Consider the following 26,448-nt stretch of genomic DNA (forward strand, 5'->3'; position numbering starts at 1 on the left):
CACAGGGACGTTTGCGGCTTCGATTACTTGACCGGTGCCGGCCAGGGCGAGGGGACTGGGCGTTGCCGGACTCGTTGCGGCCACCAGAACCACTTGCCCAAAAGCGCGGCAATGGATGGCGTCATCAGCGACCGGACGATCAGGGTGTCGAAGAGCAGGCCCATGCCGATGGTGGTACCCACCTGGCCCATGATGGTCAGCTCGCTAACTGCCATGGCCATCATCGTGAAAGCGAAGACCAGCCCCGCCGAGGTGACGACCGAGCCGGTGCCGCCCATCGACCGGATGATGCCGGTGTTCAGACCGGCATGGATCTCTTCTTTGAACCGGGCCACCAGCAGCAGGTTGTAGTCGGCGCCGACGGCCAGCAGGATGATGACCGACATCGCCAGCACCATCCAGTGCAGCTCGATGCCGATGATGTGCTGCCAGATCAGCACGGACAACCCGAACGACGCACCCAGCGAAATCAAGACCGTTCCCACGATGACCGCCGAGGCCACCACACCTCGGGTGATGATCAGCATGATGATGAAAATCAGACAGAGCGAAGCGATTCCGGCGATCAACAGGTCGTAGGTATTGCCGTCCCTAAGGTCGCTATAGATCGACGCGGTGCCCGCGAGGTAGATCCTGGAGCCTTCCAACGGCGTGCCCTTGAGTGCTTCGTACGCGGCCTGCCGGATAGCTGGGATGTGCGAAATGCCATCGACTGACATCGGATCGCCATCATGGCTGATGATGAATCGCACCGCATGGCCGTCGGGTGAGATGAAATTCTTCATGCCCTTTTTGAACTCGGCATTGCTGAAGGCTTCCGGGGGCAGGTAGAACGAGTCGTCGTTCTTGGACGCGTCGAACGCCTTGCCCATCGCGTTGGAGTTCTTCTGCGCCTCGTTCTGCTGATCGAATAGACCTTTCTGCGTCGAATACATGGTCAGCATCGTGACTTTCATGGCCTTCATGTTTTCCAGCATTGCTGGCATCAGCGCCACCATCTGAGGCATCAAAGTGTCGAGGTGATCCATGACGGGCAGCAGGCTCTGGATGTCATCCGTCGTCGTGTCGACACCGTCGAACAGGTCGAAGACGGATCGTAACGAGTAGCACACCGGGATGTCGAAGCAGTGCTTTTCCCAGTAGAAGTAGTTGCGAATCGGTCGGAAGAAATCTTCGAAATCGGCCATGTGGTCCCGTAATTCAGAAACATCCAGGGTCATCGCATGCATCTTGGCGACCATCTGGTGCATATCGTTGGCCATCTTCGCGGTGATGTCTGACATCTTTTGCATGCTGTCGATAGTCGTCTGCATCATGTCGGCCTGTTTGAGCATGTCGGCCATCTGGTCTTCTTGGTACTTCTGATTCATCTGCTGGCTGACGCCCTGCATGCTGATCAGGAACGGGATCGAGGTGTGCGCAATCGGTCTGCCGTCGGGGCGGGTGATCGCTTGCACGCGACCGACTCCCGGTACCCGGAAGATCGTCTTGGCGATCTTGTCGATGACCAGGAAGTCCGCGGAGTTGCGCAGATCGTGATCACTCTCGATCATCAGCATTTCGGGGTTCATCCGCGCCTGCGAGAAGTGCCGATCGGCCGCCGCGTATCCCTCGTTGGCGGGTAGGTCGGTGGGCAGATAGGCGCGGTCGTTGTAGTTGGTGCGGTACCCGGGCAACGTCAGCAAGCCGACCAGCGCCACAGCGATCGTCATGACCAGGATGGGACCGGGCCAGCGCACCACGAATGTGCCGATCTTGCGCCACATCCGAATACGTTGTGTCCGCCTGGGTTCCAGCGTCTTGCCGAAACGCGTCACCACCGAGATCACCGCAGGGCCCAGCGTCAAGGCGGCGGCCACCACGACCACCATGCCGATGGCCAACGGGATACCCAACGTCTGGAAATACGGCAGGTTGGTGAAGTGCAGGCAGAACGTCGCGCCGGCAATCGTCAGGCCCGAACCGAGCACCACGTGTGCGGTGCCGTGAAACATGTCGTAATAGGCGTCTTCTCGGGAGAAACCCCTACCCCGGGCTTCCTGATACCGGCCGATCAAGAAGATCGCATAGTCAGTGGCCGCCGCGATCCCCAACGTGACGACCAGGCTCGTCGCGAACGTCGAGAGCCCAATGATCTTGTAGTAGCCCAGGAATGCCACCGTCCCGCGCGCGGCCGACAGCTCCAACACCACCATCACCAGCGTCAGCAACACCGTGACGATCGAGCGATACACCAACAGCAGCACGGTAATAATCACGGTGAAGATGCACAGCGTGATGACCTTCAGGCTGCGGTCACCGGCCACGCGCTGGTCGGCCGATAGCGCCGCGGGCCCGGTGACGTAGACCTTCACCCCGTTGGGCGGGGCCGCACTCTTGACGATGCTTTGGACGGACTCGACGGAGTCGTTGGCCAAAGCTTCGCCCTGGTTGCCGACCAGACTCAACTGCACATAAGCGGCCTTGCCGTCGTTACTTTGCGCGCCCGCCCCGGTCAGCGGGTCGCTCCACATGTCTTGAACGTGCTCAACATGTTTGGTGTCGGCGTCGAGCTTCTTGACCATCTGGTCGTAGTACGCGTGGGCATCGGCCCCGAGCGGCTGCTGCCCCTCCAGAACGATCGTCACCGAGCTGTTGGACTTGTACTCGTCAAACGCCACGCCCATGAGCTTGCTCGCGACCACCGATCGCATGCCGTCAGGCGCCATCGACACCGAACGCATTTTCCCCACCTCATCGAGGTCGGGGACGGAAGTGCCGAGCACGGCGATGAGCGCCAACCAGCCCAGGATGATCGGTACGGCGAACCTGCGGATGAACCGCGGAATCTTTTCCGGCGCGGGTTCGTACGCCGTCGGCAACCGCTCGGCTCGGTCGGTCTCGAAGCCCGTGCTCATGCTCATTTCACCAGACCGAGGGTCAGGGCATGCACGTCGTTGCCTATTCTCCGCATTCTTGCCTTCAGCATCAATGGTGATGCCGCGACGAGGAATATTCCCGCATGGGCGTGCAAAAGCCTCATCGGCGGGTCGCTAAAGGCCCTATTGCAGAATCCTGCTGGCGAATTGCCACCCCAACAGATAGAGCAACATGGAAATCGCATACACCGCAGTCGATTCCACAGGCCTTTGTTTCCCCGCCATGACCCCGCCTTTCCCGCGGCCACGCCACTAGCCGGCCCCAAGACTGCGTGGGCGGTGAAACCGGCCGACGGTGCATCCGCCTGCATTCTCTTCGAGTCGTGCCCGTGCGGCGAAACTTACGCGAATTGGTGTGCCATCATGGCCAGCTACATTCCACGTGCTGCAGAGCGTGTCGTTGGGTGGGCAATTGATGGCCGCTGCGAGAATGCCGGCATTCCATAGGACCTGAGGGGTGTCAGTCGCCTCGTCCTCTGTCAGGTCCCACACAACAGCTCCCGGCACCGTTCGAGGTTGCGGGCGCACATAGGGCTGACCCATCCACAGGTGGACTCCGTGGACCTGTCCATCACTCATGACGACCGGCTCAGTGCAGATAACGGCATTATGATCCTGCGCGTTTACTACGCGGGCCTTCTTGCTTTTTGCGGTCGCGCTCAAGGTGGCCGTTGTCTCGTCAATATTTGACCTTCTTCTGAAAAAGGAAGGCAGTGGTACAAATTTGCTTAAACGGTATCCTTGCGCGACGAGGTAGGGATCAGAACCCAACATTTCGACCAGCAGCCAGTCCTGCCCCACCGAGCTGATGGTACGGGAGTTGTCTTGGCGCCGAATAAAAATGCCGACAAGTGGTCAAACCTCTGAGCCCGGTGGCGGCCAACGGGGGCCGACTTCGATAACGTCGGCGTCGACACCAGTTCGCCCGGCTCAGTGCGTCAGCCGCACCGACCATTCCGCATGCGGGACATCGTGCAGTTCACCCGACGGGTCGACCACCAAAGTCAGTAGCTGCACGACTATTCCGGTCAGCCGTCCGCGCTGCGGGTCGATCGCCGGGATCGTGACCGCGAGCCGGGTACCCGGACGGAACATGGTGGTCGCGGTGTTGGCCGGGTCTTCATACACCTGCAGCAGCCGCCACGGTGCCCGCGAAATCGCTTCGGGGACCGAGAGTTGCACCGGATAGTTGCCGTTGACCCGCAGCTCGCCCTGAGCCTTCGGTTGCTGGCAGTCGTCGAGGTTGAGCACGTTGCAGTACAGGTAGGGCCCCACCCGAACCGAGTGCCCGTGCGAATACGCGCTGATCTCCGGTCGCTGCGGGCCGGAGTCGCGCACTAGCCACCAGGTGCCGACCCCGGCGCCCGCGGCCAGCAGCGTGACGACGACCGCAAGCGCCACGGCCACACCACGTTTCACTTCGGCACCGCCGCGGTCATGCCGTTGTCGCGGGGCATGCCTTCTTGTTCGACCATCACCGGCCGGTTACCGCCGAGGCCCGGGATCAACGAGTTGCCGCGGAAGCTGACGATGGTCTGGGCCAATCCCAGAATCAATATCGCACTGATGGCGGTGAAGCCTACCCACAGCTCGGTGTAGACCATTACTCCCACCGCACCGCCCAACACCCAGGCCAGCTGCAGCGTCGACTCCGAGCGCCCGAATCCCGACGCCCGGGATTCCTCGGGCAGGTCGTCTTGCAGCGATGCGTCCAGCGACGCCTTGCCGATTGCGGCGGCGGCGGAGGTGATCAGGGTGGCGATCGCGGCTGCCATCAGGGTGCCGGCCACCGCGGCGGCCAACGCGACCGCGCACACCGCCACGGTGCAGCGCACCACCAGGATCGACGGCCTGCCCAGCTTCAGCCGCGCGCTGGTCATATTGCCGGCGAAGTTGCCGATCCCGGCCGCCGCGCCGATGATGCCCAGCATCGCGAGCTGAGCCCAGCCGTCGGCGGCTTCATGCGACTTTGCGACGAACGCGGGATACAGAAACAGGAACCCGACCATCACCTTGATCGTGCAATTGCCCCACAGCGAGGTAATGATGTTGCGGCCCAATGGTTGTCGCAGTGCCCCGCTGACTTCCTTATGAAAGCTCCGCCGCGCCGGTTCGCTGTCGTGGCGATAGCTCAGGGTGGCGGGGACTTCACCGGCGGTCACCTCGACCCAGCGTGGAATCCGCATCGACAGCATCGCGCCGGCGATCGTCACCGCGACCACCACGAACAACGACCCGGGCAGTTGTAAGAGCTGCGTGCCGGCGTACTCGACCCCGCCGGCGATCGCACCGCCGGCGATCGTGCCGCCGAGCAGACCGAACATGGTCAGCCGGGCGTTGACCCGCACCAGGTCGATGGTCGGCGGCATCACCCGTGGTGTCACCGCGCTGCGCAGCACACTGAACGACTTCGAAAACACCATCATCGCGAGCGCGCACGGATACAGCACCCACGACGGGAAACTGCCGCTGGCGCCGTCGTAGTTCATGATCAGCACTACCGCCAACACGGTGCGCAGCGCGAACGACAGAGCCAGCGCGACGCGGCGGCCGTGCTGCAGGCGGTCCAGGGCCGGACCGATGAGCGGTGCGATGACCGCGAAGGGCGCGATCGTAATCAACAGGTACAACGCAACTTTGGACTTACTCTCCCCGCTGGCCGCGGCAAAGAACAACGTGTTCGCCAGCGCCACGGCCATCGCCGAGTCGACCGCCGAGTTCGCGACCACCGGCCACGTCAGCGCCGTGAGGCCGGACTTGTCGGCGCCATCGGCGGTGGCCGCCCGCTGGACCATCCAGTACATCCGGGAGCCCATCTCGCGGCTGCGCATGGCGGCCGCGCGGGTGACGGTGATCCGTTCACGTTCACCAGGGGAGGGGCGGCGTGGCGGCGGGGTGTCGCGGTTCGGTGCCTTCTGCCGGCCCAGCGGCGGCAGATAGCGGTTGGCGCTGGGCGGCGGTGGCGGGCGCCGCGTGCGTCGATAGTCGGCGTCGTCGGTGGGGTAGTTGGCCATGCCGGGGTGCTGATTGGTCGAACCATTGCGGGTCCGGCGGCCCGAGTTGGGGCCCACGCGGCCCGGATCATCACGCCGCCGTCCAGACACAAATCAATTCTCTCTTATACCGAGGGGCAACCGGGCGTGGCTCGCCAACCTAGTATTGGAGACGCAATGCATGGAGAAGAGAGCGTGACCGGGCCCATCGAGGAATCCGCCGTGGCAACCGTGGCCGAGTGGCCCGACGGGTTGGCGGCGGTGCTTCGGGGTGCGGTCGATCAGGCCAGGGCAGCCGTCGCGGAGTTCAGCGGACCCGACGCGGTAGGGGATTACCTGGGCGTCAGTTACGAGGACCCGACCGCCGCCACCCACCGATTCTTGGCTCACCTGCCTGGTTACACCGGGTGGCAGTGGGCCGCCGTCGTAGCCGCTTACCCCGGCGCCGACCAGGCCACCATCAGTGAAGTCGTGCTGATCCCCGGGCCCACGTCGCTGCTGGCGCCCGATTGGGTGCCGTGGGACCAGCGGGTGCGAAAAGGGGATTTGAGCCCCGGCGATCTGCTGCCGCCGGCGGCGAACGACGAGCGGCTGGTCCCCGGTTTCACCTCCAGCGGCGACCCGCAGGTCGACGAGACGGCCGCCGAGGTCGGGCTGGGCCGGCGTTGGGTGATGGGTCTGTGGGGTCGCGCCGACGCGGCCGAGCGATGGCACACCGGGGACTACGGTCCCGACTCGGCGATGGCGCGGTCCACCAAGCGGGTGTGCCGCGACTGCGGCTTCTTCCTGCCGCTGGCGGGATCGCTGGGCGCGATGTTCGGGGTATGCGGCAACGAGCTGTCGGCCGACGGACACATCGTCGACAAGCAGTACGGCTGCGGCGCCCACTCCGACACACCGGCGCCGGCGGGCAGCGGTTCGCCGGCGTACGAGCCTTTCGACGACGGTGTCCTCGACGTGATGGCGCCGCCGGACCCCACGGCAGAGCTGGCCGAGCCGCCGGCAGATCCGCCGGAGGCCCCGGCCGATGGGACCGAGCCGCCCGAAGAATTGCCCGAGGCGTCGGCAGATTCCGCAGCGGAATCCGCTGCGGTGCCCGAGGCCGTCGCCGAGACCGTGGCCGAGACATCCGAGGTGCCGCAGGCTTCCGAAACACTCGAAGCGCCGGCCGAGTCACCCGAAGCCGCGTCGGACGCCCCGGAATCCGCGACGGACTCGCCCGACTAGTTATTGCCGTCGAGAAAGGTTTCCAGACCCTTCTGTGCGCCGCGCTCGCCACGTCGGGCACCGGCGAGCTGCAGCAAGAAGATCGACGTACCCACGACGCCAGTTCCCAGCCCGGCCAGCGCGATCGGACGCCAATTCTCTAGGGCGGGAACAAGAAACGCGACGGCCACGGCGATCAGCCAGCCCACGGCGCCGATGGCGATGAACGGCCACACCCGCAGCAGCACGGGTGGCAGCGGTGGTGGCTCGGGAGTCGGGCCGGGTTCGGCGCTCATCGCGATCAATCTAACCCGCAGCCGAGGCCGCCGCGGCGCGGGTTGCGGGCGGCCGTCTTGGCGAATGCGTCGTAGGCCACCCTTCGACGTTTCTTAGCCCGAATTCTCGAGTTCCGATGTAACCTCGCGCCATGCCTGACAGCGATGCGCGGCTGGCGGCCGACCTGTCGTTGGCGGTCATGCGGCTGGCCCGCCAACTGCGGTTTCGGAATCCGTCCGCTCCGGTATCGCTTTCTCAGCTGTCGGCATTGACGACCCTGGCCAACGAGGGCGCGATGACGCCCGGCGCCTTGGCGATTCGCGAACGCGTCCGGCCTCCGTCGATGACCCGGGTGATCGCGTCGCTCGCCGACGAGGGCTTCGTGGACCGCACCCCGCACCCCGTCGACGGCCGGCAGGTGCTGGTGTCGGTTTCGGAGTCGGGAGCCGAATTGGTCAAAGCGGCCCGGCGCGCCCGTCAGGAGTGGCTGGCCGAACAGCTCGCGACGATGGACAGCGATAAGCGCGCCACCCTTCGCGAGGCGGCCGACTTGATGTTGGCGCTGGTCGACGAAAGCCCGTGAGTTCGCGCCTGGATGTCCAGGACGTCGACGATCCCGACGACCCTCGGCTCGACGATTTCCGTGACCTGAACAGCATCGACCGGCGCCCCGACCTGCCCACCGGCAAAGGGCTGGTGATCGCCGAAGGTGTGCTGGTCGTGCAGCGCATGCTGGCGTCCCGGTTCACCCCGCACGCCCTGCTCGGCACCGAGCGCAGGCTCGAGGAACTCAAGGACGACTTGCCCGGCCCGGCATGCTCGGCACCGTTCTACCGGACATCCGCCGAGGTCATGGCGCAGGTGGTCGGCTTCCACCTCAACCGCGGGGTGCTGGCCGCCGCGCGACGCGTGCCCGAGCCGAGCGTGGGCCAGCTGGTCGAGGGCGCGCGAACCATCGCCGTGCTCGAAGGCGTCAACGACCACGAAAACCTGGGCTCCATCTTCCGCAATGCGGCCGGGCTGGGCGTGGACGCGGTGGTGTTCGGCAGCGGCTGCGCCGATCCGCTGTACCGACGCGCCGTGCGGGTGTCGATGGGGCATGCGCTGCTGGTGCCGTATGCCCGCTCCGCGAACTGGCCCGCCGATCTCGGGATGCTGAAAGAGAGCGGCTTCCGGCTGCTCGCGATGACCCCGGACGGCGAGGCGCGCGTGCTGGCCGAAGCGATGGCCGCCGCGCGCGACGACCGGGTCGCGGTGCTGGTCGGCGCCGAAGGGCCGGGCCTGACTCCGGCCGCCCTGAAGTTGAGCGACGTGCGGGTACGCATCCCGATGTCACGCGGCACGGATTCGCTCAACGTCGCGACTGCCGCGGCGTTGGCGTTCTACGAGCGGGTTAGGCTCGGCGCGTGAGCGACAAATTCGGCCAGCGCACCCAGTCTGTGCCCTGGGCAACGGGTTTGACGGTCGCGGGGTTTGTCGCCGCGGTGACCGGCGCGGCGATTGTGGTGCTCAGTCTCGGTCTGGTCCGGGTGCATCCGCTGTTGGCCGTCGGGCTCAATGTGGTGGCCGCGGGGGGACTGGCGCCGACGCTGTGGGGGTGGCGGCGCACACCGGTGCTGCGCTGGTTTGTGCTGGGCGCGGGTGTGGGTGTGACGATCGCGTGGCTGGCGCTGCTCGCGCTCACGCTGTCGAGCTAGCGCTGTCCGCCCGAGCGCACTCCGAGCAGCACGTCCTCCCAGGCCGGAATCACGGGTTTGCCGCGACGGCTGTGCACCGGCGGCCCCGGCGGCGCGGCGGGTGCCGGCTGCGCGGGCGCTGCCGCAGCGGGTTCTTCGAACTCGACGTGGGCCACGCGGGCAAGCGGGCGCAGCGGACGCTCGAAGTTCGGGTCGATCAGCTCACTGGCCGCGTCGTCGATCGCGGTGACCGTTCCGCCGTGGGCGCCCGGCATGAAGCAGAAATGTGCCAGGTTGTCGGAGCGGCCGACCTTCCACGCCAGTTGCGCGGTCCAGCGGTTGTCCTCATTGCGCCACGCGTCCCAGCTGAGTCCGCTGGGGTCCAGACCGCGCGCGACCATTGCGGTGCTCACCGTCTCCAGCAGGGTCATCACCGCGGGGCCGTCGGCAAGCATCGGATGTGCGGCCGTTGCCAACTCGGCGGCGCGGTAGCGCTCCAGCAACACCGGGTGGGCGAACCGGCGGACCCGCGAGATGTCTGAGCCCGACGCCGCGGCCACCTGCTCGACGGACGCGCCGGCCCGGATCTTGGCCTGAATTTCCTTGGGGCTCAGCATGTTGGTGACCTCGATGTCGAGGTGCGGTTGCTCCGGCGGCGCCACTTCCTTGCGCACCAGGTCCCGCAGTCGATCGTCGGCCGCCAGCTTGAATTGCTCCGCGGGGTCATCGCCCTCGCAGAGGATGTATTTGCTGTCGGCGTCGAGCCCAACTACCTTGAGTTCCCGCATGGCTTCTCCTCGCAGGCTTTGTGCAGGTCAGCGACGACCCATCACTGTGCCGCACTCTAGTCCAGCTAACGCCCACAACCTGTGCTGACACGCTGGGCGGTTTGCGCAGGGATGGCCGACGGGTCGGTATTGAATTTGTCCGGCTCCTCAGCTGCCCGGTCCGGGCCGCATCGTCGCGAACTACAGCCGTTCGACGACCCAGTCGACGCACTGCGTCAACGCGCTGACGTCGTCGGGGTCGACCGCGGGGAACATCGCGATCCTCAACTGGTTGCGGCCGAGCTTGCGATACGGCTCGGTGTCGACGATCCCGTTAGCCCGCAAAGTCTTGGCGACCGCCGCGGCGTCGACGTCGTCGACGAAATCGATCGTGCCCACCACCTGGGAGCGCAGCGCCGGGTCGGAGACGAACGGCGTGGTGTACGGCCGCTCCTGCGCCCATGAGTACAACCGCTGCGACGAGTCCGCCGTGCGCTTGACCGCCCAGTCCAGTCCGCCGTTGCCCAGCATCCAGTCGAGCTGTTCGGCCATCAGCGCCAGCGTGCCGATCGCGGGGGTGTTGTACGTCTGATCCTTGAGGCTGTTCTCGATCGCGATGGGCAGCGAGAGGAAGTCGGGAACCCAGCGTCCGGACGCGGCGATGGCCTCGACCCGGGCCAACGCGGCGGGGCTCAGGATGGCCAGCCACAATCCGCCGTCGCTGGCGAAGTTCTTCTGCGGCGAGAAGTAATAGGCATCGGTGTCGGCGATGTCGACCGGCAGCCCGCCCGCGCCCGACGTGGCATCGATGAGAACCAGCGCGTCACCCGCCGGGCGCCGGATCGGGACAGCGACGCCGGTCGACGTCTCGTTGTGCGCCCACGCGGTCACGTCGACGGACGGGTCGGTCTGCGGCTCGGGTGCGCTGCCGGCGTCGGCCTTGACGATGATCGGATCCCCGACGAACGGGTTGTTGGCGACCGCCGAGGCGAACTTCGAGCTGAACTCGCCATAGGTCAGGTGCAGTGAGCGTTTGTCGATCAGCCCGAACGCGGCGGCGTCCCAGAACGCGGTCGCGCCACCGTTGCCCACGATGACCTCGTACCCGTCGGGCGCTGAGAACAGCTCCGACACCCCCTTGCGCACCCGGCCCACCAGATTCTTGACCGGCGCCTGCCGGTGCGAGGTGCCGAACAACGCGGCCGCGGTCGTCGTCAGTGCCTGTAGTTGTTCGGGTCGGACCTTGGATGGGCCGCAGCCGAAGCGGCCGTCACGGGGTTTGATGTCAGCGGGAATCTGAAGCTGGTCAGCCATGCTCACCAGGGTAGTGAGCCGACTCGCGACGGCATGGGGGCGGGCCGTTTGTTGTGCCCCGCCAGCGGCTACCTAACGCCTGGCAGCGCTGTTGCAGCGGCACCAAAGTGTGAGCCAGGCCACACCAAGTCGGTGACCACTGGTCAGGCAACAGTGTTTGCGGGGCCCTAGTCAGTTCCCGGTACCTGCGGTACTGTCTAGACATACGACGTCCAAATGTAAACCTCGTTGGGGAGGGCTTGGGTATGGCTAGGACGCGAATGGTCCGGCGCTGGCGCAACAAGATGGAAGTGCGCGACGACGCCGAGTACGTGAAGATGCTCGCCACACTGTCTGAGGGGTCGGTGCGGCGAAACTTCAACCCATACACCGACATCGATTGGGAGTCACCGGAGTTCGCCGTCACCGAGAACGACCCGCGGTGGATTCTCCCGGCGACCGACCCGTTGGGCCGTCATCCCTGGTATCAGGCACAGCCCGAAGAGCGCCAGATCAAGATAGGTATGTGGCGCCAGGCGAACGTGGCCAAGGTGGGTCTGCACTTCGAGTCGATCCTGATCCGCGGCCTGATGAACTACACCTTCTGGGTGCCGAACGGATCTCCGGAGTATCGGTACTGCTTGCACGAATCGGTTGAAGAGTGCAACCACACCATGATGTTCCAGGAGATGGTCAACCGGATCGGTGCCGACGTCCCGGGCATGCCGCGGGTGCTGAAGTGGGTCTCGCCGTTGGTCCCGCTGGCCGCTGGGCCGTTGCCGATCGCGTTCTTCATCGGCGTGCTGGCCGGTGAGGAACCGATTGACCACACGCAGAAAAATGTGCTGCGCGAAGGCAAGTCGCTGCACCCGATCATGGAACGGGTGATGGCGATTCACGTGGCCGAGGAGGCGCGGCACATTTCGTTCGCGCACGAGTTCCTGCGGAAGCGGCTGCCGCATTTGACCAAGAGGCAGCGGTTCTGGACCGCGCTGTTCTTGCCGCTGACGATGAAAGCGTTGTGCCGCGCAATTGTGGTGCCGCCCAAGGCCTTCTGGCGCGAGTTCGACATCCCGCGCGAGGTCAAGAAGGAACTGTTCTTCCGCTCGCCGGAATCGCGCAAGTGGCTCAGCGACATGTTTGGCGATGTGCGGATGTTGGCCTACGACACCGGCCTGATGGAAAACCGCTCCGCACGGCTGATGTGGCGGATCTGCAAGATCAACGGCAAGCCGTCGCGCTACCGCAGTGAGCCACAGCGCCAGCACCTGTCCGCCGTCCCGGCCGCGTAGCCGCTGCGAGTTCGCTTATGCCGCACGTTATTACCCAGTCGTGCTGTAACGACGGGTCCTGTGTCTTCGCCTGTCCGGTGAATTGCATTCACCCGTCACCGGACGAGCCGGGATTCGCGACGACCGAGATGCTGTACATCGATCCGGCCGCCTGCGTGGACTGCGGCGCATGTGTGAGCGCCTGCCCGGTGGGAGCGATCGCGCCCGACAACCGGCTGGAAAGCACGCAGCTGCCGTTCGTCGAGATCAACGCCTCGTTCTACCCGGAGCGACCGGCCGACGTGAAGCTGCCGCCCACGTCGAAGCTGGCGCCGGTGATCCCGGCCGCCGAGGTGCATGCCCGCCGTCGGCCGCTGACCGTCGCCATCGTCGGGTCCGGGCCCGCGGCGATGTATGCCGCCGACGAACTGCTCATCCAGCATGGCGTGCGGGTCAACGTCTTCGAGAAGCTGCCCACGCCTTACGGTTTGGTGCGTGCCGGGGTGGCTCCCGATCACCAGAACACGAAGAAGGTGACCCAGCTTTTCGACCGGGTCGCCCGAAATCGCCACTTCCGCTTTTACCTCAACGTCGAGATCGGCAAACACCTGAGCCATGCCGAGTTGCTGGCGCATCACCACGCCGTGCTGTACGCGGTGGGTGCGCCCGACGACCGCCGGCTCGACATCGACGGCATGGGCCTACCGGGCACCGGCACCGCCACCGAGCACGTCGCGTGGATCAACGGCCATCCCGACTTCGACGATCTGCCAGTCGATCTCAGCCATGAACGGGTGGTGATCATCGGCAACGGCAACGTCGCCCTCGACGTTGCTCGCGTGCTCACCGCGGATCCCGACGACCTGGCCCGCACCGATATCTCCGACCGCGCACTCGCGGCGCTGCGCAACTCAGCGGTCCGCGAGGTCGTCATCGCCGCGCGCCGTGGCCCTGCCCACTCGGCGTTCACCCTGCCCGAATTGATCGGTCTCACCGGCGCATCCGACGTCGTCCTCGACGGCGGCGACCACGAGCTGGTGGCACGCGATCTCGCGACCGCCTCCGACTCGTTGACCCGCAACAAGCTCGAGATCCTGAGCAAGCTCGGCGACGCGTCGGCCCCGGCAACCCGCCCCCGCATCCGGCTGGCCTATCAGCTCACGCCGACCCGCGTGCTGGGTGAGCAGCGCGCCGCCGGTGTGGAGTTTTCGATCACCGGCACCGAAGACGTGCACCGGATCGATGCGGGTCTGGTGCTGACGTCGATTGGCTACCGCGGCAAGCTGATTCGTGATCTCCCGTTCGACGAGTCGGCATCGGTCGTTCCGAACGACGGCGGCCGCGTCGTCGACCCCGGCTGCGGCCGGCCGGTGACCGGGGCCTACGTCGCGGGGTGGATCAAGCGTGGCCCGACGGGATTCATCGGCACCAACAAGTCCTGTTCGTTCCAAACCGTCCAGGCACTGGTCGCCGATTACAACGCCGGCACGCTGACCGACCCGGTGACCAAGCCCGACGGACTGGACGAGCTGGTGCACGCCCGCCAATCCGGCGTCGTCGACTCCGCGGGATGGGCCGCCATCGATGCCGCCGAGATCGCCCGTGGCATCGACGACGGCCGCCCGCGCAACAAGTTCACCGATGTCGCCGACATGCTCACGGCCGCGGCGACCGCGCCGCCGGCGCCCAAGCGCCGGCTGCTGACGCGGCTGCTCGGCTAGCTACCCGCTTGCGCCGGACATCGCCGCTTGGATCTCTTCGGGGCTGACCTCGCGCACCGGCTGGCCCAGTGACCAGTGGTGGCCGAACGGGTCCGCGACCACGCCGTAGCGGTCACCCCAGAACTGATCCTGCAACGGCGCCACCACCGTCGCGCCCGCGTCCACCGCCCGTTGGAACTTCGTGTCGACGTCGGTGACCGTGAGGTGGATGGTCACTGGAGTGCCGCCCAGTGACTTGGGCGTCATCGATTTGCCGCCACAGGTCTCCGGGAAGTCGTCGTTGAGCATGACGTTAAAGCCGTTGATGCGCACCGCGGCGTTGACCAGCCTGCCGTCCGGGCCGGGCACGCGGCCCAGCTCCTCGGCGCCGAAAGCCTTGACGTAGAAATCGATTGCCGCCGCGGCGTTGTCAACGACGAGGTGGGGGATGACTGCGGGTTCGATGTTGATGGCCATTGGGGTCTCCTTGCTGTCGGGTCGTACGCCAGCCCCGGCTCGGGACTGACTCACGGTTATTGACTGCGCCCGCGATGCAAACTCATCGCGGCGGACCCATTCAACCGCCGGGTACCGACAACGGGGTTAAGCGTTGGTGAGAACCCGGTCCCAGCCCTCGACGTCAGCCGGCTTGCGCGGGGCCGGGCCCACGTAGATGGCCGACGGGCGGACCAGCTTGCCGAGCCGCTTCTGCTCGAGAATGTGTGCGCACCAGCCCGCGGTGCGCCCACAGGTGAACATCGCCGGCATCATGTTGGCCGGCACCTCGGCGAAGTCCAGGATGACCGCGGCCCAGAACTCGACGTTGGTTTCGATCGCCCGGTCCGGACGGCGCTCGCGCAGCTCGGCCAGGGCGGCCTGCTCCAGCGCGACCGCGACCTCGTGGCGTGGCGCGCCCAGCCGCTCGGCGGTCGCGCGCAATACTCGCGCCCGGGGGTCTTCCGCGCGGTAGACCCGGTGCCCGAATCCCATCAGCTTGTCGCCGCTGTCCAGGATCTTCTTGACCAGGCCACGCGCGTCGCCGGTGCGCTCGACCTCTTCGATCATCGGCAGCACCCGCGCCGGTGCGCCCCCGTGCAGCGGCCCGCTCATCGCGCCGATGGCACCGGACAGGGACGCGGCCACGTCGGCGCCGGTGGACGCGATCACCCGGGCGGTGAAGGTCGAGGCGTTCATGCCGTGCTCGGCGGCCGACACCCAGTAGGCGTCGATGGCCTCGACGTGCCTCGGGTCGGGCTCACCCTGCCAACGGGTCATGAAACGCGCTGTGACCGTTTGGCATTCATCGATAACCCGTTGCGGCACGGCCGGCTGGTAGATGCCGCGCGCGGACTGCGCGACATAGGACAGTGCCATCACCGACGCCCGGGCCAGCTGGTCGCGGGCGGCGGCTTCGTCGGTGTCGAGCAGCGGCTTGTAGCCCCAGATCGGCGCCAGCATCGCCAGGCCCGCCTGCACGTCGACGCGAACATCGCCGGTGTGGATCGGCAGCGGGAACGGCTCGGCGGGCGGCAAACCGTGGCCGAACCTACCGTCGACCAGGAGAGCCCAGACATCGCCGAATGTCACCTGCTGATCCACCAGGTCTTGGATGTCGACGCCGCGGTAGCGCAACGCGCCGCCGTCTTTATCCGGCTCGGCGATCTCGGTGGTAAAGGCGACGACGCCTTCGAGACCGGGGACAAAATTTTCCGGGACCACAGACATAGGAAAATTCTTGCACCTCGGAGTTTTGCCGACGCTACCGGCCGGTAGCTACCACCGGTAGCGTTGGCGCGGTGGCCGGACCAGACGACGATCACCTGCAGCGGATGCGCGTGGAGTACGGGTCAGCCGAGCGCGATGGGAGCTCGGATCTCGACGTTTCCTGGCTCGACGATGGGTGGCTTGCGTTATTGCGGACGTGGATTGAAGACGCCGAACGCTTCGGGGTCTCCGAGCCCAACGCGATGGTGCTGACGACGGTCGCGGACGGCAAGCCGATGAGCCGTTCGGTGCTGTGCAAAAGCGTCGATGAGACCGGTATCACCTTTTTCACCAACTACGACTCGGCCAAAGGCATCGAGCTCGCCGAGACGCCGTATGCGTCGGCGACCTTTCCCTGGTACCTGCTGGGGCGCCAAGTCCACGTCCGGGGCGCGGTGACCAAGGTGGACCCGCGGGCCACCGAGGACTACTGGTCCAAGCGGCCGCGTGGCTCGCAGCTGGGTGCGTGGGCGTCGCACCAGTCGCAGCCGATTGCATCCCGTGCGGCGCTGCTCGACCAGCTGGCCGAGGTGACCGCCCGCTTCGCCGATTCCGAGCGCGTCCCGGTGCCGCCGAACTGGGGCGGGTACCTGATTGCGCCCGAAGTAGTGGAGTTCTGGCAGGGCCGAGAAAACCGGCTGCATAACCGCATTCGGGTCGTCGGTGGCCGCGTCGAGCGGCTGCAGCCCTGATCACATGTGGCGGGCGGCGGTGAGGCCTAACACCGCACCATAAGGCGGGGTTTACCTCAAAGAAAGCCGCGAGGTCAGCAGAGCAGACCCCGGGCAGGCGCGTCGTCGCGATAACGACTACCTTCAGCTGTACGCACCTAGTCAAGGCGCAGCCATACCAGCCAGAGCGCAAAGGGGTTCTCGTGGCCGACACCGACGACACCGCAACTCTGAACTACCCAGGCGGTGAGATCGACCTGCAGATCGTCAAAGCCACCGAAGGCGCCGACGGTATTGCTCTGGGCCCGCTGTTGTCCAAGACCGGCTATACGACGTTCGACAACGGCTTCGTCAACACGTCCGCGTGCAAGAGCTCGATCACCTACATCGATGGCGACGCCGGCATCCTGCGCTACCGCGGCTACCCGATCGATCAGCTCGCCGAGAAGTCGACCTTCATCGAGGTCTCCTACTTGCTGATCTACGGCGAACTGCCCACCACCGACCAGCTGGCCGACTTCACCAAGCGGATCCAGCTGCACACGATGCTGCACGAGGACCTCAAGCGGTTCTTCGACGGCTTCCCGCGCAACGCGCACCCGATGCCGGTGTTGTCCAGCGCCGTCAACGCGCTGTCCGCGTACTACCCCGACTCGCTTGACCCAACCGACAACGAGGACGTCGAGCTGTCGACGATCCGGTTGCTGGCCAAGCTGCCGACGATCGCCGCCTACGCCTATAAGAAGTCGGTCGGCCAGCCGTTCCTGTACCCGGACAATTCGATGTCGCTGGTGGAGAACTTCCTGCGGATGACATTCGGCCTGCCCGCCGAGCCCTACCAGGCCGACCCCGAGGTGGTGCGGGCGCTGGACATGCTGCTGATCCTGCACGCCGACCACGAGCAGAACTGCTCGACGTCGACGGTTCGGCTGGTGGGGTCGTCGCAGGCCAACCTGTTCACCTCGATCTCCGGCGGCATCAACGCGCTGTGGGGGCCGCTGCACGGCGGCGCCAACCAGGCCGTGCTCGAGATGCTCGAGCAGATCCGCCAGAGCGGCGACGACGTCAGCGAGTTCGTCCGCAAGGTGAAGAACCGCGAAGAGGGCGTCAAGCTGATGGGCTTCGGCCACCGGGTCTACAAGAACTACGACCCGCGGGCCCGGATCGTCAAGGAGCAGGCCGACAAGATCCTGGCCAAGCTGGGCGGCGACCCGCTGCTGGACATCGCCAAGCAGCTCGAAGAGGCCGCGCTGACCGACGACTACTTCATCGAGCGCAAGCTGTACCCGAACGTCGACTTCTACACCGGGCTGATCTATCGGGCCCTCGGGTTCCCGGTCCGGATGTTCACCGTGCTGTTCGCGCTGGGCCGGCTGCCCGGCTGGATCGCGCACTGGCGGGAGATGCACGACGAGGGCGACAGCAAGATCGGCCGTCCGCGCCAGATCTACACCGGCTACACCGAGCGCGACTACGCCGGCATCGACGGACGATAGCGGGCCCTAGCCGAGCGAGGCCAGGACCGCCATTGCGGCGTTGTGGCCGCCGATGCCCGACACCGCGCCACCGCGGCGAGCACCTGAGCCGCACAACATGATTCGTGCGTGGGCAGTCGCCACTCCCCATTGACCGGCGGGGGTGTCGAGCCCCTCGTCGTCATCCGCGAACGGCCAGGACAGTGCGCCGTGGAAGATGTTGCCCGCTGTCATCGCCAGGGTGCGCTGCAGGTCCTGGGTGGTCGTCGTCTCGATGCATGGCCGGCCCTGCGCGTCGCTCATGACCACGTCCTGAATCGGTTCGGCGAGAACCGAATTCAGCGACTCCAGTACCGACGCGGTCAGCTGGTCGCGGGAGACGGGGGAGTCGCCTTCGAGCAAAGAGTGGGGTGTGTGCAAGCCGAACGCCGTCATCGTCTGAGCACCCGAGTCGCGTAGCGCGGGCGACAGGATGCTGGGGTCGGCCAGCGAATGGCAGTACACCTCGCACGGCAACGGATCCGGTAGCTCCCCGGCGGCGGCGCGTGCGTAGGCCGTATCCAGTTGGCTCCATGTCTCATTGACGTGAAACGTGCCGGCGAACGCCTGTTCGGGGGTAACGCTGTCGTCGCGCAACCGGGGCAGGCGCCGCAGCACCATGTTCACCTTCACCTGTGCCCCCGGTGCGATCGGCGCCGGCGCCTCACCGAGCAGCTCGGCCAACACCGTCGGGGTGACCCCGGCCAGAATGAACCGACCGTGAACCCGGCGCTCTTCGCCGTCCCGGCGGTAGCGCACCTCACCGTCCGGCTCCATGCCGTAAACCTCTGCACCAGTGACGATTTCGGCACCGTGACGGACAGCGGCGGCGGCCAGGGCCGCGGTCACCGAGCCCATCCCGCCGATTGGGACGTCCCAGTCACCGCCGAGCACGTGATACAGGAAGCAGATGTTTTGCCGCAGCGACGCATCGTCGAGACGAGCGAACGTGCCGATCAGCGCGTCGGTGGCGATCACGCCGCGGACCAGGTCGTCGCGCACCGCGTCGGCGATCGCGCGCCCGATCGGTTCGTCGACGATCGCCCGCCACGCCGCGGCGGCCTGCGGATCGCCGGCGTCGGTGACGTGGCGGCGCGCCTGCTCGCGGGTGCGCAGCGGTTCGAGCAGCGTCGGCCAGAGCCGTTCGGTCACCAGGCCGCAGCGCCGGTAGAACTCGGCGAAGCCGCGCTCGTCGTCGGCGGCGCCGACCGCCCGGAACGAATCCTGCGATCCGACCAGCAGCCCACTGCGCCCGCCCGTCGCGGGTTGGGGCGTGTAGGACGAAAATTGCCGCCGCGCCAACCGCACTTCGGCGCCCAAGTCCGTGACGATGCGTGGTGGCAGCAAGCTGACCAGATACGAGTACCGCGACAGCCGGACCTCGACGCCGTCGAACGCCTGCGCCGAAACCGCGGCCCCACCGATGTGCCCCAGTCGCTCCAGCAACCGCACCCGAAGCCCGGCTCGAGCCAGGTAGCCCGCTGCCACCAGGCCGTTGTGGCCCCCACCCACGACGACTACGTCACAATCCGGCGTGTCACCGAGGGACATGGCTAGCCCAGGTAGCCCTCGACCTGGTCGCCGGGACGCACCGCGGCCTCGCGCGGATCACCACCGGTTTCGCGCAGCGCGCGGCGCTGACGCAGCAGGTCCCAGCACTGGTCGAGTTCTACCTCGACCCGGCGGAGCCGTTCGTGCTCCTCGGACTCGCTGATGTCGTGGTGCTGAAGCTGTGCCCGCAGGTCTTTCTCCTCGGCAACAAGATTGCGAATGTGCGCCAGGGTTTCGCTGTCGGTCGGTTTACTGCCCATCGCTCCAGTGTGCCCGACGCGAGCGGTGGCGCAGGGGCGAGTCGGTAGGCTGCAATATTGCCCGCGGGACGGAGGCGTCGCGGCACGCGCATCGAGGAGGGGAAATATCGTGGGCCCACGGGCGCGTGTCGGCCTAGCGCCTGACGCGCGGCGGGCCCGCATCTCCTTCCCGCGCTCGCTGGGCTGGCCCTGGCTGATCGGTTTGGTGGTTATTCCGCTACTGATAGCCGCAATCGGCCATGGTGTGTTCGCACGGACCGGGGCCGGCACGGCGCCGGTCGTGGCATCGTCGAGCAAGCCCGGCAAGCCGCCATTGTCCTTGGCGCCGCTGTCAATTGCCCGCAACGGCAACAACGTAACTCTCACCGGCGAGTTTCCCGACGATTCCGCGAAAGCCGTGCTGACGAAGGTGCTGAAAGGCGCACTGCCTGCCGGCGTCGACATCATCGACCAAATCGTTATCAACCCGAATGTCGACGGGCTCGATTTCTCCAATGCCGGACCAATTTTCAAGAACAGCGCGTCGATTACCGACTTCAATCTCACGGTCAATGCAGGCACGATCACCCTGACCGGAACGGCCGCGTCACAAGATCAGAAGAACACGATCGACGCCGACGCCGCGCGCACCTGGTCGAATCTGACTGTCGTCGACCAGCTTGCGGTTGACGGCTCGACGCCGCCACCACCGCCCGCGCCTGCGGGCCAATGCGGCGATCTGCAGTCGGCCGTCAATGCCGTGACCGGCGGGCCGATTACGTTCGGCAACGACGGATTCAGCCTGACCCCGGCCGACGTTCAGATTCTGGCCCAGGTCGCGGACAAGCTGAAGGCGTGCCCGAACGCGCACGCGACGATCAACGGCTACACCGACAATTCCGGTACCGAGGCGGTGAACATCCCGCTGAGCAACAACCGCGCTCAAACGGTGACGAATTTTCTTGTCGCCCAAGGTGTTACTAGTGATCATCTGACCGTCAGGGGTCTCGGTTCGATCAACCCGGTCGCCAGCAATGACACCGCCGATGGTCGCGCCAAGAATCGTCGCGTCGAAATCGTGGTTGGCTGAGGAGGATCCGACATGGATTTCGTGATCCAGTGGTTGTGGTACCTGCTGGCCTTTGTGGCGGGATCGGCAGTTGCCTGGGTGATCGCCGCGCTCATCGGTATCCGCCGATGAATCACGTGCACTGGTGGCTGATCGCCTTGTCGTTCACGATGGGGCTGGTGTTGACGCTAGCGCTCCTGGTCCGGGCTATCAAACATGAAGTGCCGCTTGAGGTCCCGGTCGATCACCCGGTGATACCCGATCCTCCGACGACGAGGATTGTGACCGAACCGCCGACGACGAAGATCCCGGCGAATAGCGAATCGCGGACGACGAAGATTTCGGTGCCGCCGCCCGCGCCCTACGGGCCCGGCTCCGCGCAACCCGGCCCCGATGGCCGTGGACCGGCGGGATGGTTGGTCAGGGCGCGCATCGATACCCGGCTTTACTACACCCCCGACAACCCCGGCTACGACTCGACGGTTGCCCAGGTGTGGTTCAACGACGAGCAATCCGCTTTACGGGCCGGATTCACGCCGTGGCACAACAACTCCGGGAAATGACCCCAATGCATTAACTCGGCGCGGGCAGGCGCAGCAGCAGTCGCGCGCCGCCCAGCGGGCTGTCGTGCAGCGAAGCCGTCCCGCCGTGCAGATGGGCTTGCTGGGCCACCAGGGCCAGCCCCAGACCCGACCCGGAGTGCGAGGCCGTCGACCCGCGGGAGAACCGCTCGAACACCACGTGGCGCTCGCCTTCGGGCACGCCACTGCCGTTGTCGTCGACGGCGATGTCCACCCCGGCGCGCGAGCTGACCGCCGACAGCTGGACCCGGGTGGCGCCGCCGTGTTTGACGGCGTTGGCGATCGCGTTGTCGACCGCGAGGCGCAAACCCGCCGGCATCCCGACGATGATGCAGGTGGGCGACGGCACCAGCGATACATCGAGGTCGGGATAGACCCGCGTCGCGTCGTGGGCGGCGCGATCCAGAAGTTCGGTGATGTCGACCGGCACGTGATCGTCGGAGGTGGACAGCTCGCCCTGGGCCAACCGCTCCAGCGCGCTCAGCGTCGCCTCGATCCGGGCCTGCGTCCGGATGACGTCGTTGATCACCTCTTTGCGCTGGTCATCGGGCAGATCGAGGGTCGAGAGCACCTCGAGGTTGGTGTGCATCGCGGTCAGGGGTGTGCGCAGTTCATGCGAGGACACGGCAGCGAAATCGCGGGCCGAGGAGAGCGCCTCCTTGGTGCGGTTCTGCTCGTTCCAGATGCGTTGCAGCATGCCGCGCATGGCCTCGGCGATCTCGACGGCCTCGGTGGCGCCATGCACTTCGACCCGTGGCGCCTCGTCACCCGCATCGATCAATCGGGTTTGCTGCGCAAGCTGTTTGAATGGGCGCACCGCGAAAGAGGCCAGCAGCCACGCGAACACCGTCGACGCGAAGATGGCGAACCCACAGATGAGCAGCACCCGGCGGTGCAGGTTGTTGGTCTCGGCCAGGGTGGCGTCATATGTCGCGCCGACCGCCAGCGAGGTTGGCTCCGGCCCCGGGATCTCAACCGTGCGCACCCGATACCGCACGCCGTTGATGTAGGTGTCGGTGTAATCGACGTCGGACCGGGGCAGCGTGACATCGGAATTCGACTTCACCCGGCTGCCGCGCCGGATCGTCATGATCGCGTCGCGGTCGTTGGGTGAGCGCGGGATCTCGTCCAGACCGCGCGGCAGGAACGGGATCGCGAAGCCGGCGGCCTCGTCGAGCCGGCGGTCCAGTCGCTCCTTGCGGTCGTTGGTGATCCCGACCCATACGACGGCACCGACGATCAGCACCGGAATCGCGGCACCGATGGCTGTCGCGAGCACCACCCTGGTCCGCAGCGAGGGCGTGCGGGCCAAGATCCGCGACAGGAATTTCATCGCTGGTGCTACCTATCGCATCGTTATTGCATCCGCAGGACGAACCCCACCCCGCGGACGGTGTGCAGCAACCGGGGACCGCCGTTCGCCTCCAGCTTGCGGCGCAGGTACCCGATGAAGACGTCGACGACGTTGGTGTCGGCGGCGAAGTCATAGCCCCACACCAATTCCAACAGCTGCGCACGGGACAGCACGGCCGTCTTATGCTCGGCCAGCACCGCCAGCAGGTCGAACTCGCGCTTGGTCAGATCGACGTCGACGCCGTTGACCCGAGCCCGCCGGCCGGGAATGTCCACTTCCAGCGGTCCCACCGTGATGGTTTCCGACGAGGACGACGCGACGGAACCCCGGCGGCGCAGCAGCGCCTTGACCCGCGCGACGAGCTCGGCCAGCACGAACGGTTTCACGAGGTAGTCGTCGGCACCCGCCTCCAGGCCCGCGACGCGGTCGTCGACCGAGCTGCGGGCGGAGAGCACGCAGACCGGGACGTCGTTGTCCATCGCGCGCAGCGCGGTGACCACGCTGACGCCGTCCAGCACGGGCATGTTGATGTCCAACACAATCGCGTCCGGGCGGGTCTCGGTGGCGCTGCGCAGGGCCTCGGCCCCGTCGACGGCGGTGGAAACTTCGAATCCGGAAAGCCGCAGGCCGCGCTCCAGCGAGGCAAGCACATCGGCGTCGTCGTCGACGACCAAGACGCGAGGCGAGCTGACACCAGAGTCCATGCCGCCCATCTTGCCGGATTGTTGCCTTAGACGGGTCATCGGGGAGTAGCCCGGTGCCTAAATGGTTACGTATTCGAGTCTCTGCCGCGACTGGCGACCGATAACGCCGTGTCATGATCGAATCCAGGTGGCAGGCCATGACATTGGGTGTCTTGGTCAACTTTGTTGTTGCGGGCCTTGGATTTCGGTGCCACTGGCCGTAACGGACCTTCTACAGACGGAATCGCTGTGACTGAGGCCATGGGCCCGCCGGGTAGGCCTGCTCTTCGGTCAACTTCTGCGATCGCCGTTGCGCCCAACCTTAAGGGTCCAGCGTCGGCCCTGAAGCAGCCGCTTCGCTACCTGATTCCGATCGTCATCGTGGTAGTGGCGATCGCCAGTCTAGTTGCCACGGTTGGCATTTCGATCATGCTGGCCATCGCCGTCGCGACTTTCGTTGTGGCCGCCTTCATCATGATGACGCCGTCGCTGGTCTGGCGGGTCGCCTCGAGGAGCTTGCTGCTGACGAAGCAGGCGACGACGGCGTCGAACCGGATCGCCGAAATCTTCGATGCGCCCTGCGATATCACCGACGGGCCCAGCCCCGCACCCGCCCGGGCCGGGCGCCTCGAACTGGACAATGTGGGGTTTCGGGTGCCCGATCCGGTAGCGGGCGACGAATGGTTGCTCCGCCATGTCACGCTGGTCGTCGAAGCCGGCGAGACGCTGGCCCTCGTCGGCGCCATGGGCACCGGGAAATCCCTTCTGACAGCGCTGCTTTCCCGGATCTACGACCCGTCGGAGGGGCGGATATTGCTGGACGGCCAGGACATCCGGGAGGTGTCGCTGCCGTCGTTGCGTTGCGCGGTAGGTACCGCATTCGAGGACCCGACGATGTTTTCGATGTCGGTGGCCGAGAATCTACGGATGGGCCGGCCGGATGCCACCGACGCGGAATTGTCCGCGGCGATCGACAGCGCGGCGGCGGGGTTCGTTCACGATCTGCCGTTTGGGATCGATACCCGCATCGGCGAGCAGGGCATCCGGCTCTCCGGCGGGCAGCGTCAGCGGCTGTGCCTGGCCCGGGCGATCGTCGCGACGCCGAAGTTGCTGGTGGTCGACGACGCCCTGTCCAGGCGCGACGCCCACACCGAGACCGAGATCACCGCGGCGCTGCGGGCGGCACTCAAGGATGTCACCGGCATCGTCGTCGCGCGCCGCATCTCTACGGTGCTGCTCGCGGACCGGGTGGCTCTACTGGAAGAGGCCGAGTCCGGCCCGACCATCACCCACGTTGGCAGGCATGCGGAGCTTTTCGCTCGGGTGCCGCGATACCGCCAACTGTTGATGGTTCATCACGGGCTTGGCAACGACGTCATCGACGTGCGCCAGCTGCCGTCGCACGGCCGTTACGCGTAACTGCCTCACGGCAATCCGATGCCGCGATAGCGGCGCAGTCGTTCGGCGATACGCTCGTCGCCGGGTATGTCGCGCAGCGCATGCACTTCTGCGGCAATCGCGCCGGACAGTCGCTGAGAGAACTCGATCGGCTCGTCGGCGGCGTCGGGATGCTCGGGCACGATGGCGTCGACGATCCCGGAACGCAGCAGGTCTGCCGACCGAATGCCTTGGGCCTCAGCAAGTTCCGGGGCGTGCGCGGTATCGCGAAAGACGATCGCGCTGGCACCCTCGGGTGGCAGCGGGGCCAGCCAGCCGTGTAGCGCGGCCAGTACCCGGTCGGCGGGCACCATCGCCAGTGCCGGCCCGCCGCTGCCCTGGCCCAGCAGCACCGACACCGTCGGGGTGTCCAGCGTCACCAGCTCGGCCACGCATTGGGCGATCTGGCCGGCCAGCCCGCCCTGCTCGGCTTCGGCCGACAGCGCCGGGCCGGCGGTGTCGATCACCAGCACCAGCGGGAGCCGCAGCTCGGCGGCCAGCGCCATGCCGCGGCGGGCTTCCCGCAACGACGCGGGCCCGACGAGCCCGCCGGTAAGGCGCTGCTGGCCGAGCACCACCGTGGGCTGGCCGGCGAATCGGGCCAGCGCCAACAGGGTCGTCGCCGCCTCCCCGCTGCCGGTACCGGACAGCAGCACCGGTTCGGTGGCGCCGTGGCGCAGCAGATGGCCGACACCCGGCCGGTCCGGCCGTCGGGATGCGATCACCGAATCCCAGGCCGGCACATCGGGTATCGATTTGGCCGGCGCCGCGGCGGGCAGCGGCTCGGGAGGGTCGGCGATGACCGTCAGCGCGCGATCCACCGTCCGGCGCAGCTCGTCGATGGCGACGACGCCGTCGATCACGCCGTGCCGTTGCAGGTTCTCCGCGGTCTGGATGCCCGCCGGGAACGGTTCGCCGTAGAGCTGCTCGTACACCCGCGGCCCGAGGAACCCGATCAGCGCGCCCGGCTCGGCGACGGTGATGTGCCCCAGCGAGCCCCACGACGCGAACACCCCGCCGGTGGTCGGGTTGCGCAGGTAGACGAGGTAGGGCAGATGTGCCCGCTTGTGCAGTCTGACGGCCGCGGCGATCTTCACCATCTGCAGAAACGCGACCGTGCCCTCTTGCATGCGGGTGCCGCCGGAGCTCGGCGAGGCCAGCAGCGGCAGCCGCTCGGCGGTGGCGCGCTGCACGGCGGTGGTGATCCGCTCGGCCGCCGCCACCCCGATCGACCCGCCGAGGAAGCTGAACTCGCAGACCACGACCGCCACCCGGCGCCCGTGTATTCGCCCCTCACCGGTGAGCACCGCTTCGTCGAGGCCGGTGGCGGCCCGGGCGGCGGCGAGTTCGGCCGCGTAGGCCTCGCTGATCGGTATCTCCAGCGGATCGCTGTCCCAGCTCACGAAGGAGCCTTCGTCCAGCACCGCATCCTGCAGTTGTTCGGTCGTGATGCGACTCACGCGGCCAGGCTATATAGGCTGGCGC

The 26,448-nt window shown here is 66.5% G+C and carries 24 protein-coding genes and 2 pseudogenes; 12 read left to right on the top strand and 14 right to left on the bottom strand.

Features of this window, described 5'->3' with window-relative positions:
• Positions 1–23 precede the first annotated feature (23 nt).
• The 4 genes from LMQ14_RS04795 to LMQ14_RS04810 all read right to left on the bottom strand — a co-directional run bounded on the left by LMQ14_RS04795 (position 24) and on the right by LMQ14_RS04810 (position 5,989).
• Complete coding sequence (locus tag LMQ14_RS04795) at positions 24–2,897, bottom strand: RND family transporter (protein ID WP_267733679.1); 2,874 nt, start codon at positions 2,895–2,897, stop codon at positions 24–26.
• A gap of 273 nt (positions 2,898–3,170) precedes the next feature.
• Entirely contained in the window at positions 3,171–3,719 is a 549-nt protein-coding gene (locus LMQ14_RS04800) for a GAF domain-containing protein (RefSeq protein WP_267733680.1), read from the bottom strand.
• A 129-nt stretch (positions 3,720–3,848) separates the two neighbouring features.
• The gene (locus LMQ14_RS04805; RefSeq protein WP_267733681.1) at positions 3,849–4,337 is read right to left on the bottom strand and encodes a DUF2771 domain-containing protein; all 489 of its coding nucleotides are present in this window, start codon (positions 4,335–4,337) and stop codon (positions 3,849–3,851) included.
• Positions 4,334–5,989: an MFS transporter gene (locus LMQ14_RS04810; protein ID WP_267735349.1), complete on the bottom strand. Its 1,656-nt coding sequence runs from the start codon at positions 5,987–5,989 to the stop codon at positions 4,334–4,336. Before LMQ14_RS04810 ends, LMQ14_RS04805 begins: the two co-directional genes overlap by 4 nt.
• Positions 5,990–6,106: 117 nt before the next feature.
• Between LMQ14_RS04810 and LMQ14_RS04815 the strand changes: the two are divergent.
• Positions 6,107–6,883 (top strand): annotated as a pseudogene (locus LMQ14_RS04815) (DUF3027 domain-containing protein); the annotation flags it as partial.
• Positions 6,884–7,134: 251 nt separating this feature from the next.
• Here the strand turns inward: LMQ14_RS04815 and LMQ14_RS04820 are convergent.
• Entirely contained in the window at positions 7,135–7,413 is a 279-nt protein-coding gene (locus LMQ14_RS04820) for a DUF2530 domain-containing protein (protein WP_267733682.1), read from the bottom strand.
• A 131-nt stretch (positions 7,414–7,544) separates the two neighbouring features.
• On the opposite strand from LMQ14_RS04820, the gene LMQ14_RS04825 reads away from it, so the two are divergent.
• Genes LMQ14_RS04825 through LMQ14_RS04835 form a run of 3 tightly spaced genes read left to right on the top strand, consistent with a single transcriptional unit; the run spans position 7,545 to position 9,090 of the window.
• Positions 7,545–7,976 (top strand): MarR family transcriptional regulator, encoded by a 432-nt coding sequence (locus LMQ14_RS04825; RefSeq protein WP_090606326.1) that lies wholly within the window; start codon positions 7,545–7,547, stop codon positions 7,974–7,976.
• A complete protein-coding gene (locus LMQ14_RS04830; RefSeq protein ID WP_267733683.1) occupies positions 7,973–8,803 on the top strand; it encodes a TrmH family RNA methyltransferase in 831 nt (276 codons plus the stop codon). The genes LMQ14_RS04825 and LMQ14_RS04830 overlap by 4 nt, the downstream gene beginning before the upstream one ends.
• On the top strand, positions 8,800–9,090 hold the full coding sequence (locus LMQ14_RS04835; protein ID WP_267733684.1) for a DUF2537 domain-containing protein: 291 nt from the start codon (positions 8,800–8,802) through the stop codon (positions 9,088–9,090). The genes LMQ14_RS04830 and LMQ14_RS04835 overlap by 4 nt, the downstream gene beginning before the upstream one ends.
• On the opposite strand, the gene sepH is transcribed toward LMQ14_RS04835, so the two are convergent.
• Both sepH and serC read right to left on the bottom strand, forming a co-directional pair.
• Positions 9,087–9,857: a septation protein SepH gene (gene sepH, locus LMQ14_RS04840; RefSeq protein WP_267733685.1), complete on the bottom strand. Its 771-nt coding sequence runs from the start codon at positions 9,855–9,857 to the stop codon at positions 9,087–9,089. The genes LMQ14_RS04835 and sepH overlap by 4 nt on opposite strands.
• A gap of 180 nt (positions 9,858–10,037) precedes the next feature.
• Complete coding sequence (gene serC, locus LMQ14_RS04845; protein ID WP_267733686.1) at positions 10,038–11,150, bottom strand: phosphoserine transaminase; 1,113 nt, start codon at positions 11,148–11,150, stop codon at positions 10,038–10,040.
• 245 nt (positions 11,151–11,395) lie between these two features.
• On the opposite strand from serC, the gene LMQ14_RS04850 reads away from it, so the two are divergent.
• Positions 11,396–12,421, top strand: a complete 1,026-nt coding sequence (locus LMQ14_RS04850; protein WP_267733687.1) for an AurF N-oxygenase family protein — start codon at positions 11,396–11,398, stop codon at positions 12,419–12,421.
• 17 nt (positions 12,422–12,438) lie between these two features.
• Positions 12,439–14,121: an FAD-dependent oxidoreductase gene (locus LMQ14_RS04855; protein WP_267733688.1), complete on the top strand. Its 1,683-nt coding sequence runs from the start codon at positions 12,439–12,441 to the stop codon at positions 14,119–14,121.
• Here the strand turns inward: LMQ14_RS04855 and LMQ14_RS04860 are convergent, their stop codons facing one another.
• Positions 14,122–14,577, bottom strand: coding sequence for a VOC family protein (locus LMQ14_RS04860; RefSeq protein ID WP_267733689.1), 456 nt, complete (start codon positions 14,575–14,577; stop codon positions 14,122–14,124).
• A gap of 126 nt (positions 14,578–14,703) precedes the next feature.
• A complete protein-coding gene (locus LMQ14_RS04865; protein WP_267733690.1) occupies positions 14,704–15,825 on the bottom strand; it encodes a citrate synthase 2 in 1,122 nt (373 codons plus the stop codon).
• Positions 15,826–15,929: 104 nt separating this feature from the next.
• Here LMQ14_RS04865 and pdxH point away from each other — a divergent pair, with 104 nt between their 5' ends.
• Positions 15,930–16,556 carry a pyridoxamine 5'-phosphate oxidase gene (gene pdxH / locus LMQ14_RS04870; RefSeq protein ID WP_267735350.1) on the top strand — a complete coding sequence of 209 codons (627 nt, stop codon included), beginning with the start codon at positions 15,930–15,932 and terminating at the stop codon, positions 16,554–16,556.
• Positions 16,557–16,738: 182 nt separating this feature from the next.
• Positions 16,739–18,031, top strand: a complete 1,293-nt coding sequence (locus LMQ14_RS04875; RefSeq protein ID WP_267733691.1) for a citrate synthase — start codon at positions 16,739–16,741, stop codon at positions 18,029–18,031.
• Between the two features lie 6 nt (positions 18,032–18,037).
• Here the strand turns inward: LMQ14_RS04875 and LMQ14_RS04880 are convergent, their stop codons facing one another.
• Positions 18,038–19,600 carry a phytoene desaturase family protein gene (locus tag LMQ14_RS04880; RefSeq protein WP_267733692.1) on the bottom strand — a complete coding sequence of 521 codons (1,563 nt, stop codon included), beginning with the start codon at positions 19,598–19,600 and terminating at the stop codon, positions 18,038–18,040.
• A gap of 2 nt (positions 19,601–19,602) precedes the next feature.
• Positions 19,603–19,860 carry a DUF2630 family protein gene (locus LMQ14_RS04885; RefSeq protein WP_267733693.1) on the bottom strand — a complete coding sequence of 86 codons (258 nt, stop codon included), beginning with the start codon at positions 19,858–19,860 and terminating at the stop codon, positions 19,603–19,605.
• Between the two features lie 109 nt (positions 19,861–19,969).
• Between LMQ14_RS04885 and LMQ14_RS04890 the strand changes: the two genes are divergently transcribed.
• The 3 genes and pseudogenes from LMQ14_RS04890 (at position 19,970) to LMQ14_RS04895 (ending at position 21,471) form a co-directional block, all read left to right on the top strand.
• Positions 19,970–20,929: an OmpA family protein gene (locus LMQ14_RS04890; protein ID WP_267733694.1), complete on the top strand. Its 960-nt coding sequence runs from the start codon at positions 19,970–19,972 to the stop codon at positions 20,927–20,929.
• A 12-nt stretch (positions 20,930–20,941) separates the two neighbouring features.
• A pseudogene (locus tag LMQ14_RS28140) lies at positions 20,942–21,022 on the top strand (hypothetical protein); the annotation flags it as partial.
• A 14-nt stretch (positions 21,023–21,036) separates the two neighbouring features.
• Positions 21,037–21,471 carry a hypothetical protein gene (locus tag LMQ14_RS04895; protein ID WP_267733695.1) on the top strand — a complete coding sequence of 145 codons (435 nt, stop codon included), beginning with the start codon at positions 21,037–21,039 and terminating at the stop codon, positions 21,469–21,471.
• Positions 21,472–21,481: 10 nt separating this feature from the next.
• On the opposite strand, the gene LMQ14_RS04900 is transcribed toward LMQ14_RS04895, so the two are convergent.
• Both LMQ14_RS04900 and prrA read right to left on the bottom strand, forming a co-directional pair.
• Positions 21,482–22,822 carry a sensor histidine kinase gene (locus tag LMQ14_RS04900; protein WP_267733696.1) on the bottom strand — a complete coding sequence of 447 codons (1,341 nt, stop codon included), beginning with the start codon at positions 22,820–22,822 and terminating at the stop codon, positions 21,482–21,484.
• Between the two features lie 23 nt (positions 22,823–22,845).
• Positions 22,846–23,556, bottom strand: coding sequence for a two-component system response regulator PrrA (prrA, locus tag LMQ14_RS04905; protein WP_267735351.1), 711 nt, complete (start codon positions 23,554–23,556; stop codon positions 22,846–22,848).
• A 399-nt stretch (positions 23,557–23,955) separates the two neighbouring features.
• Here prrA and LMQ14_RS04910 point away from each other — a divergent pair, with 399 nt between their 5' ends.
• Positions 23,956–24,945, top strand: coding sequence for an ABC transporter ATP-binding protein (locus tag LMQ14_RS04910; protein ID WP_420714610.1), 990 nt, complete (start codon positions 23,956–23,958; stop codon positions 24,943–24,945).
• 5 nt (positions 24,946–24,950) lie between these two features.
• Here the strand turns inward: LMQ14_RS04910 and LMQ14_RS04915 are convergent, their stop codons facing one another.
• Complete coding sequence (locus LMQ14_RS04915) at positions 24,951–26,423, bottom strand: acetyl-coenzyme A carboxylase carboxyl transferase subunits beta/alpha (protein ID WP_267733697.1); 1,473 nt, start codon at positions 26,421–26,423, stop codon at positions 24,951–24,953.
• Between the last annotated feature and the right edge of the window lie 25 nt (positions 26,424–26,448).

The organism is Mycobacterium sp. Aquia_213, assembly GCF_026625985.1.
Classification (GTDB): domain Bacteria; phylum Actinomycetota; class Actinomycetes; order Mycobacteriales; family Mycobacteriaceae; genus Mycobacterium.

Coding starts and splice junctions, on each gene's coding strand:
- LMQ14_RS04850 (WP_267733687.1), top strand. CDS start 11,396: ATGGCTAGGACGCGAATGGTCCGGCGCTGGCGCAACAAGATGGAAGTG.
- LMQ14_RS04855 (WP_267733688.1), top strand. CDS start 12,439: ATGCCGCACGTTATTACCCAGTCGTGCTGTAACGACGGGTCCTGTGTC.
- LMQ14_RS04885 (WP_267733693.1), bottom strand. CDS start 19,860: ATGGGCAGTAAACCGACCGACAGCGAAACCCTGGCGCACATTCGCAAT.
- sepH (WP_267733685.1), bottom strand. CDS start 9,857: ATGCGGGAACTCAAGGTAGTTGGGCTCGACGCCGACAGCAAATACATC.
- LMQ14_RS04880 (WP_267733692.1), bottom strand. CDS start 19,600: ATGTCCCTCGGTGACACGCCGGATTGTGACGTAGTCGTCGTGGGTGGG.
- LMQ14_RS04825 (WP_090606326.1), top strand. CDS start 7,545: ATGCCTGACAGCGATGCGCGGCTGGCGGCCGACCTGTCGTTGGCGGTC.
- pdxH (WP_267735350.1), top strand. CDS start 15,930: ATGCGCGTGGAGTACGGGTCAGCCGAGCGCGATGGGAGCTCGGATCTC.
- prrA (WP_267735351.1), bottom strand. CDS start 23,556: ATGGGCGGCATGGACTCTGGTGTCAGCTCGCCTCGCGTCTTGGTCGTC.
- LMQ14_RS04795 (WP_267733679.1), bottom strand. CDS start 2,897: ATGAGCACGGGCTTCGAGACCGACCGAGCCGAGCGGTTGCCGACGGCG.
- LMQ14_RS04860 (WP_267733689.1), bottom strand. CDS start 14,577: ATGGCCATCAACATCGAACCCGCAGTCATCCCCCACCTCGTCGTTGAC.
- LMQ14_RS04910 (WP_420714610.1), top strand. CDS start 23,956: ATGCTGGCCATCGCCGTCGCGACTTTCGTTGTGGCCGCCTTCATCATG.
- LMQ14_RS04900 (WP_267733696.1), bottom strand. CDS start 22,822: ATGAAATTCCTGTCGCGGATCTTGGCCCGCACGCCCTCGCTGCGGACC.
- LMQ14_RS04820 (WP_267733682.1), bottom strand. CDS start 7,413: ATGAGCGCCGAACCCGGCCCGACTCCCGAGCCACCACCGCTGCCACCC.
- LMQ14_RS04895 (WP_267733695.1), top strand. CDS start 21,037: ATGAATCACGTGCACTGGTGGCTGATCGCCTTGTCGTTCACGATGGGG.
- serC (WP_267733686.1), bottom strand. CDS start 11,150: ATGGCTGACCAGCTTCAGATTCCCGCTGACATCAAACCCCGTGACGGC.
- LMQ14_RS04865 (WP_267733690.1), bottom strand. CDS start 15,825: ATGTCTGTGGTCCCGGAAAATTTTGTCCCCGGTCTCGAAGGCGTCGTC.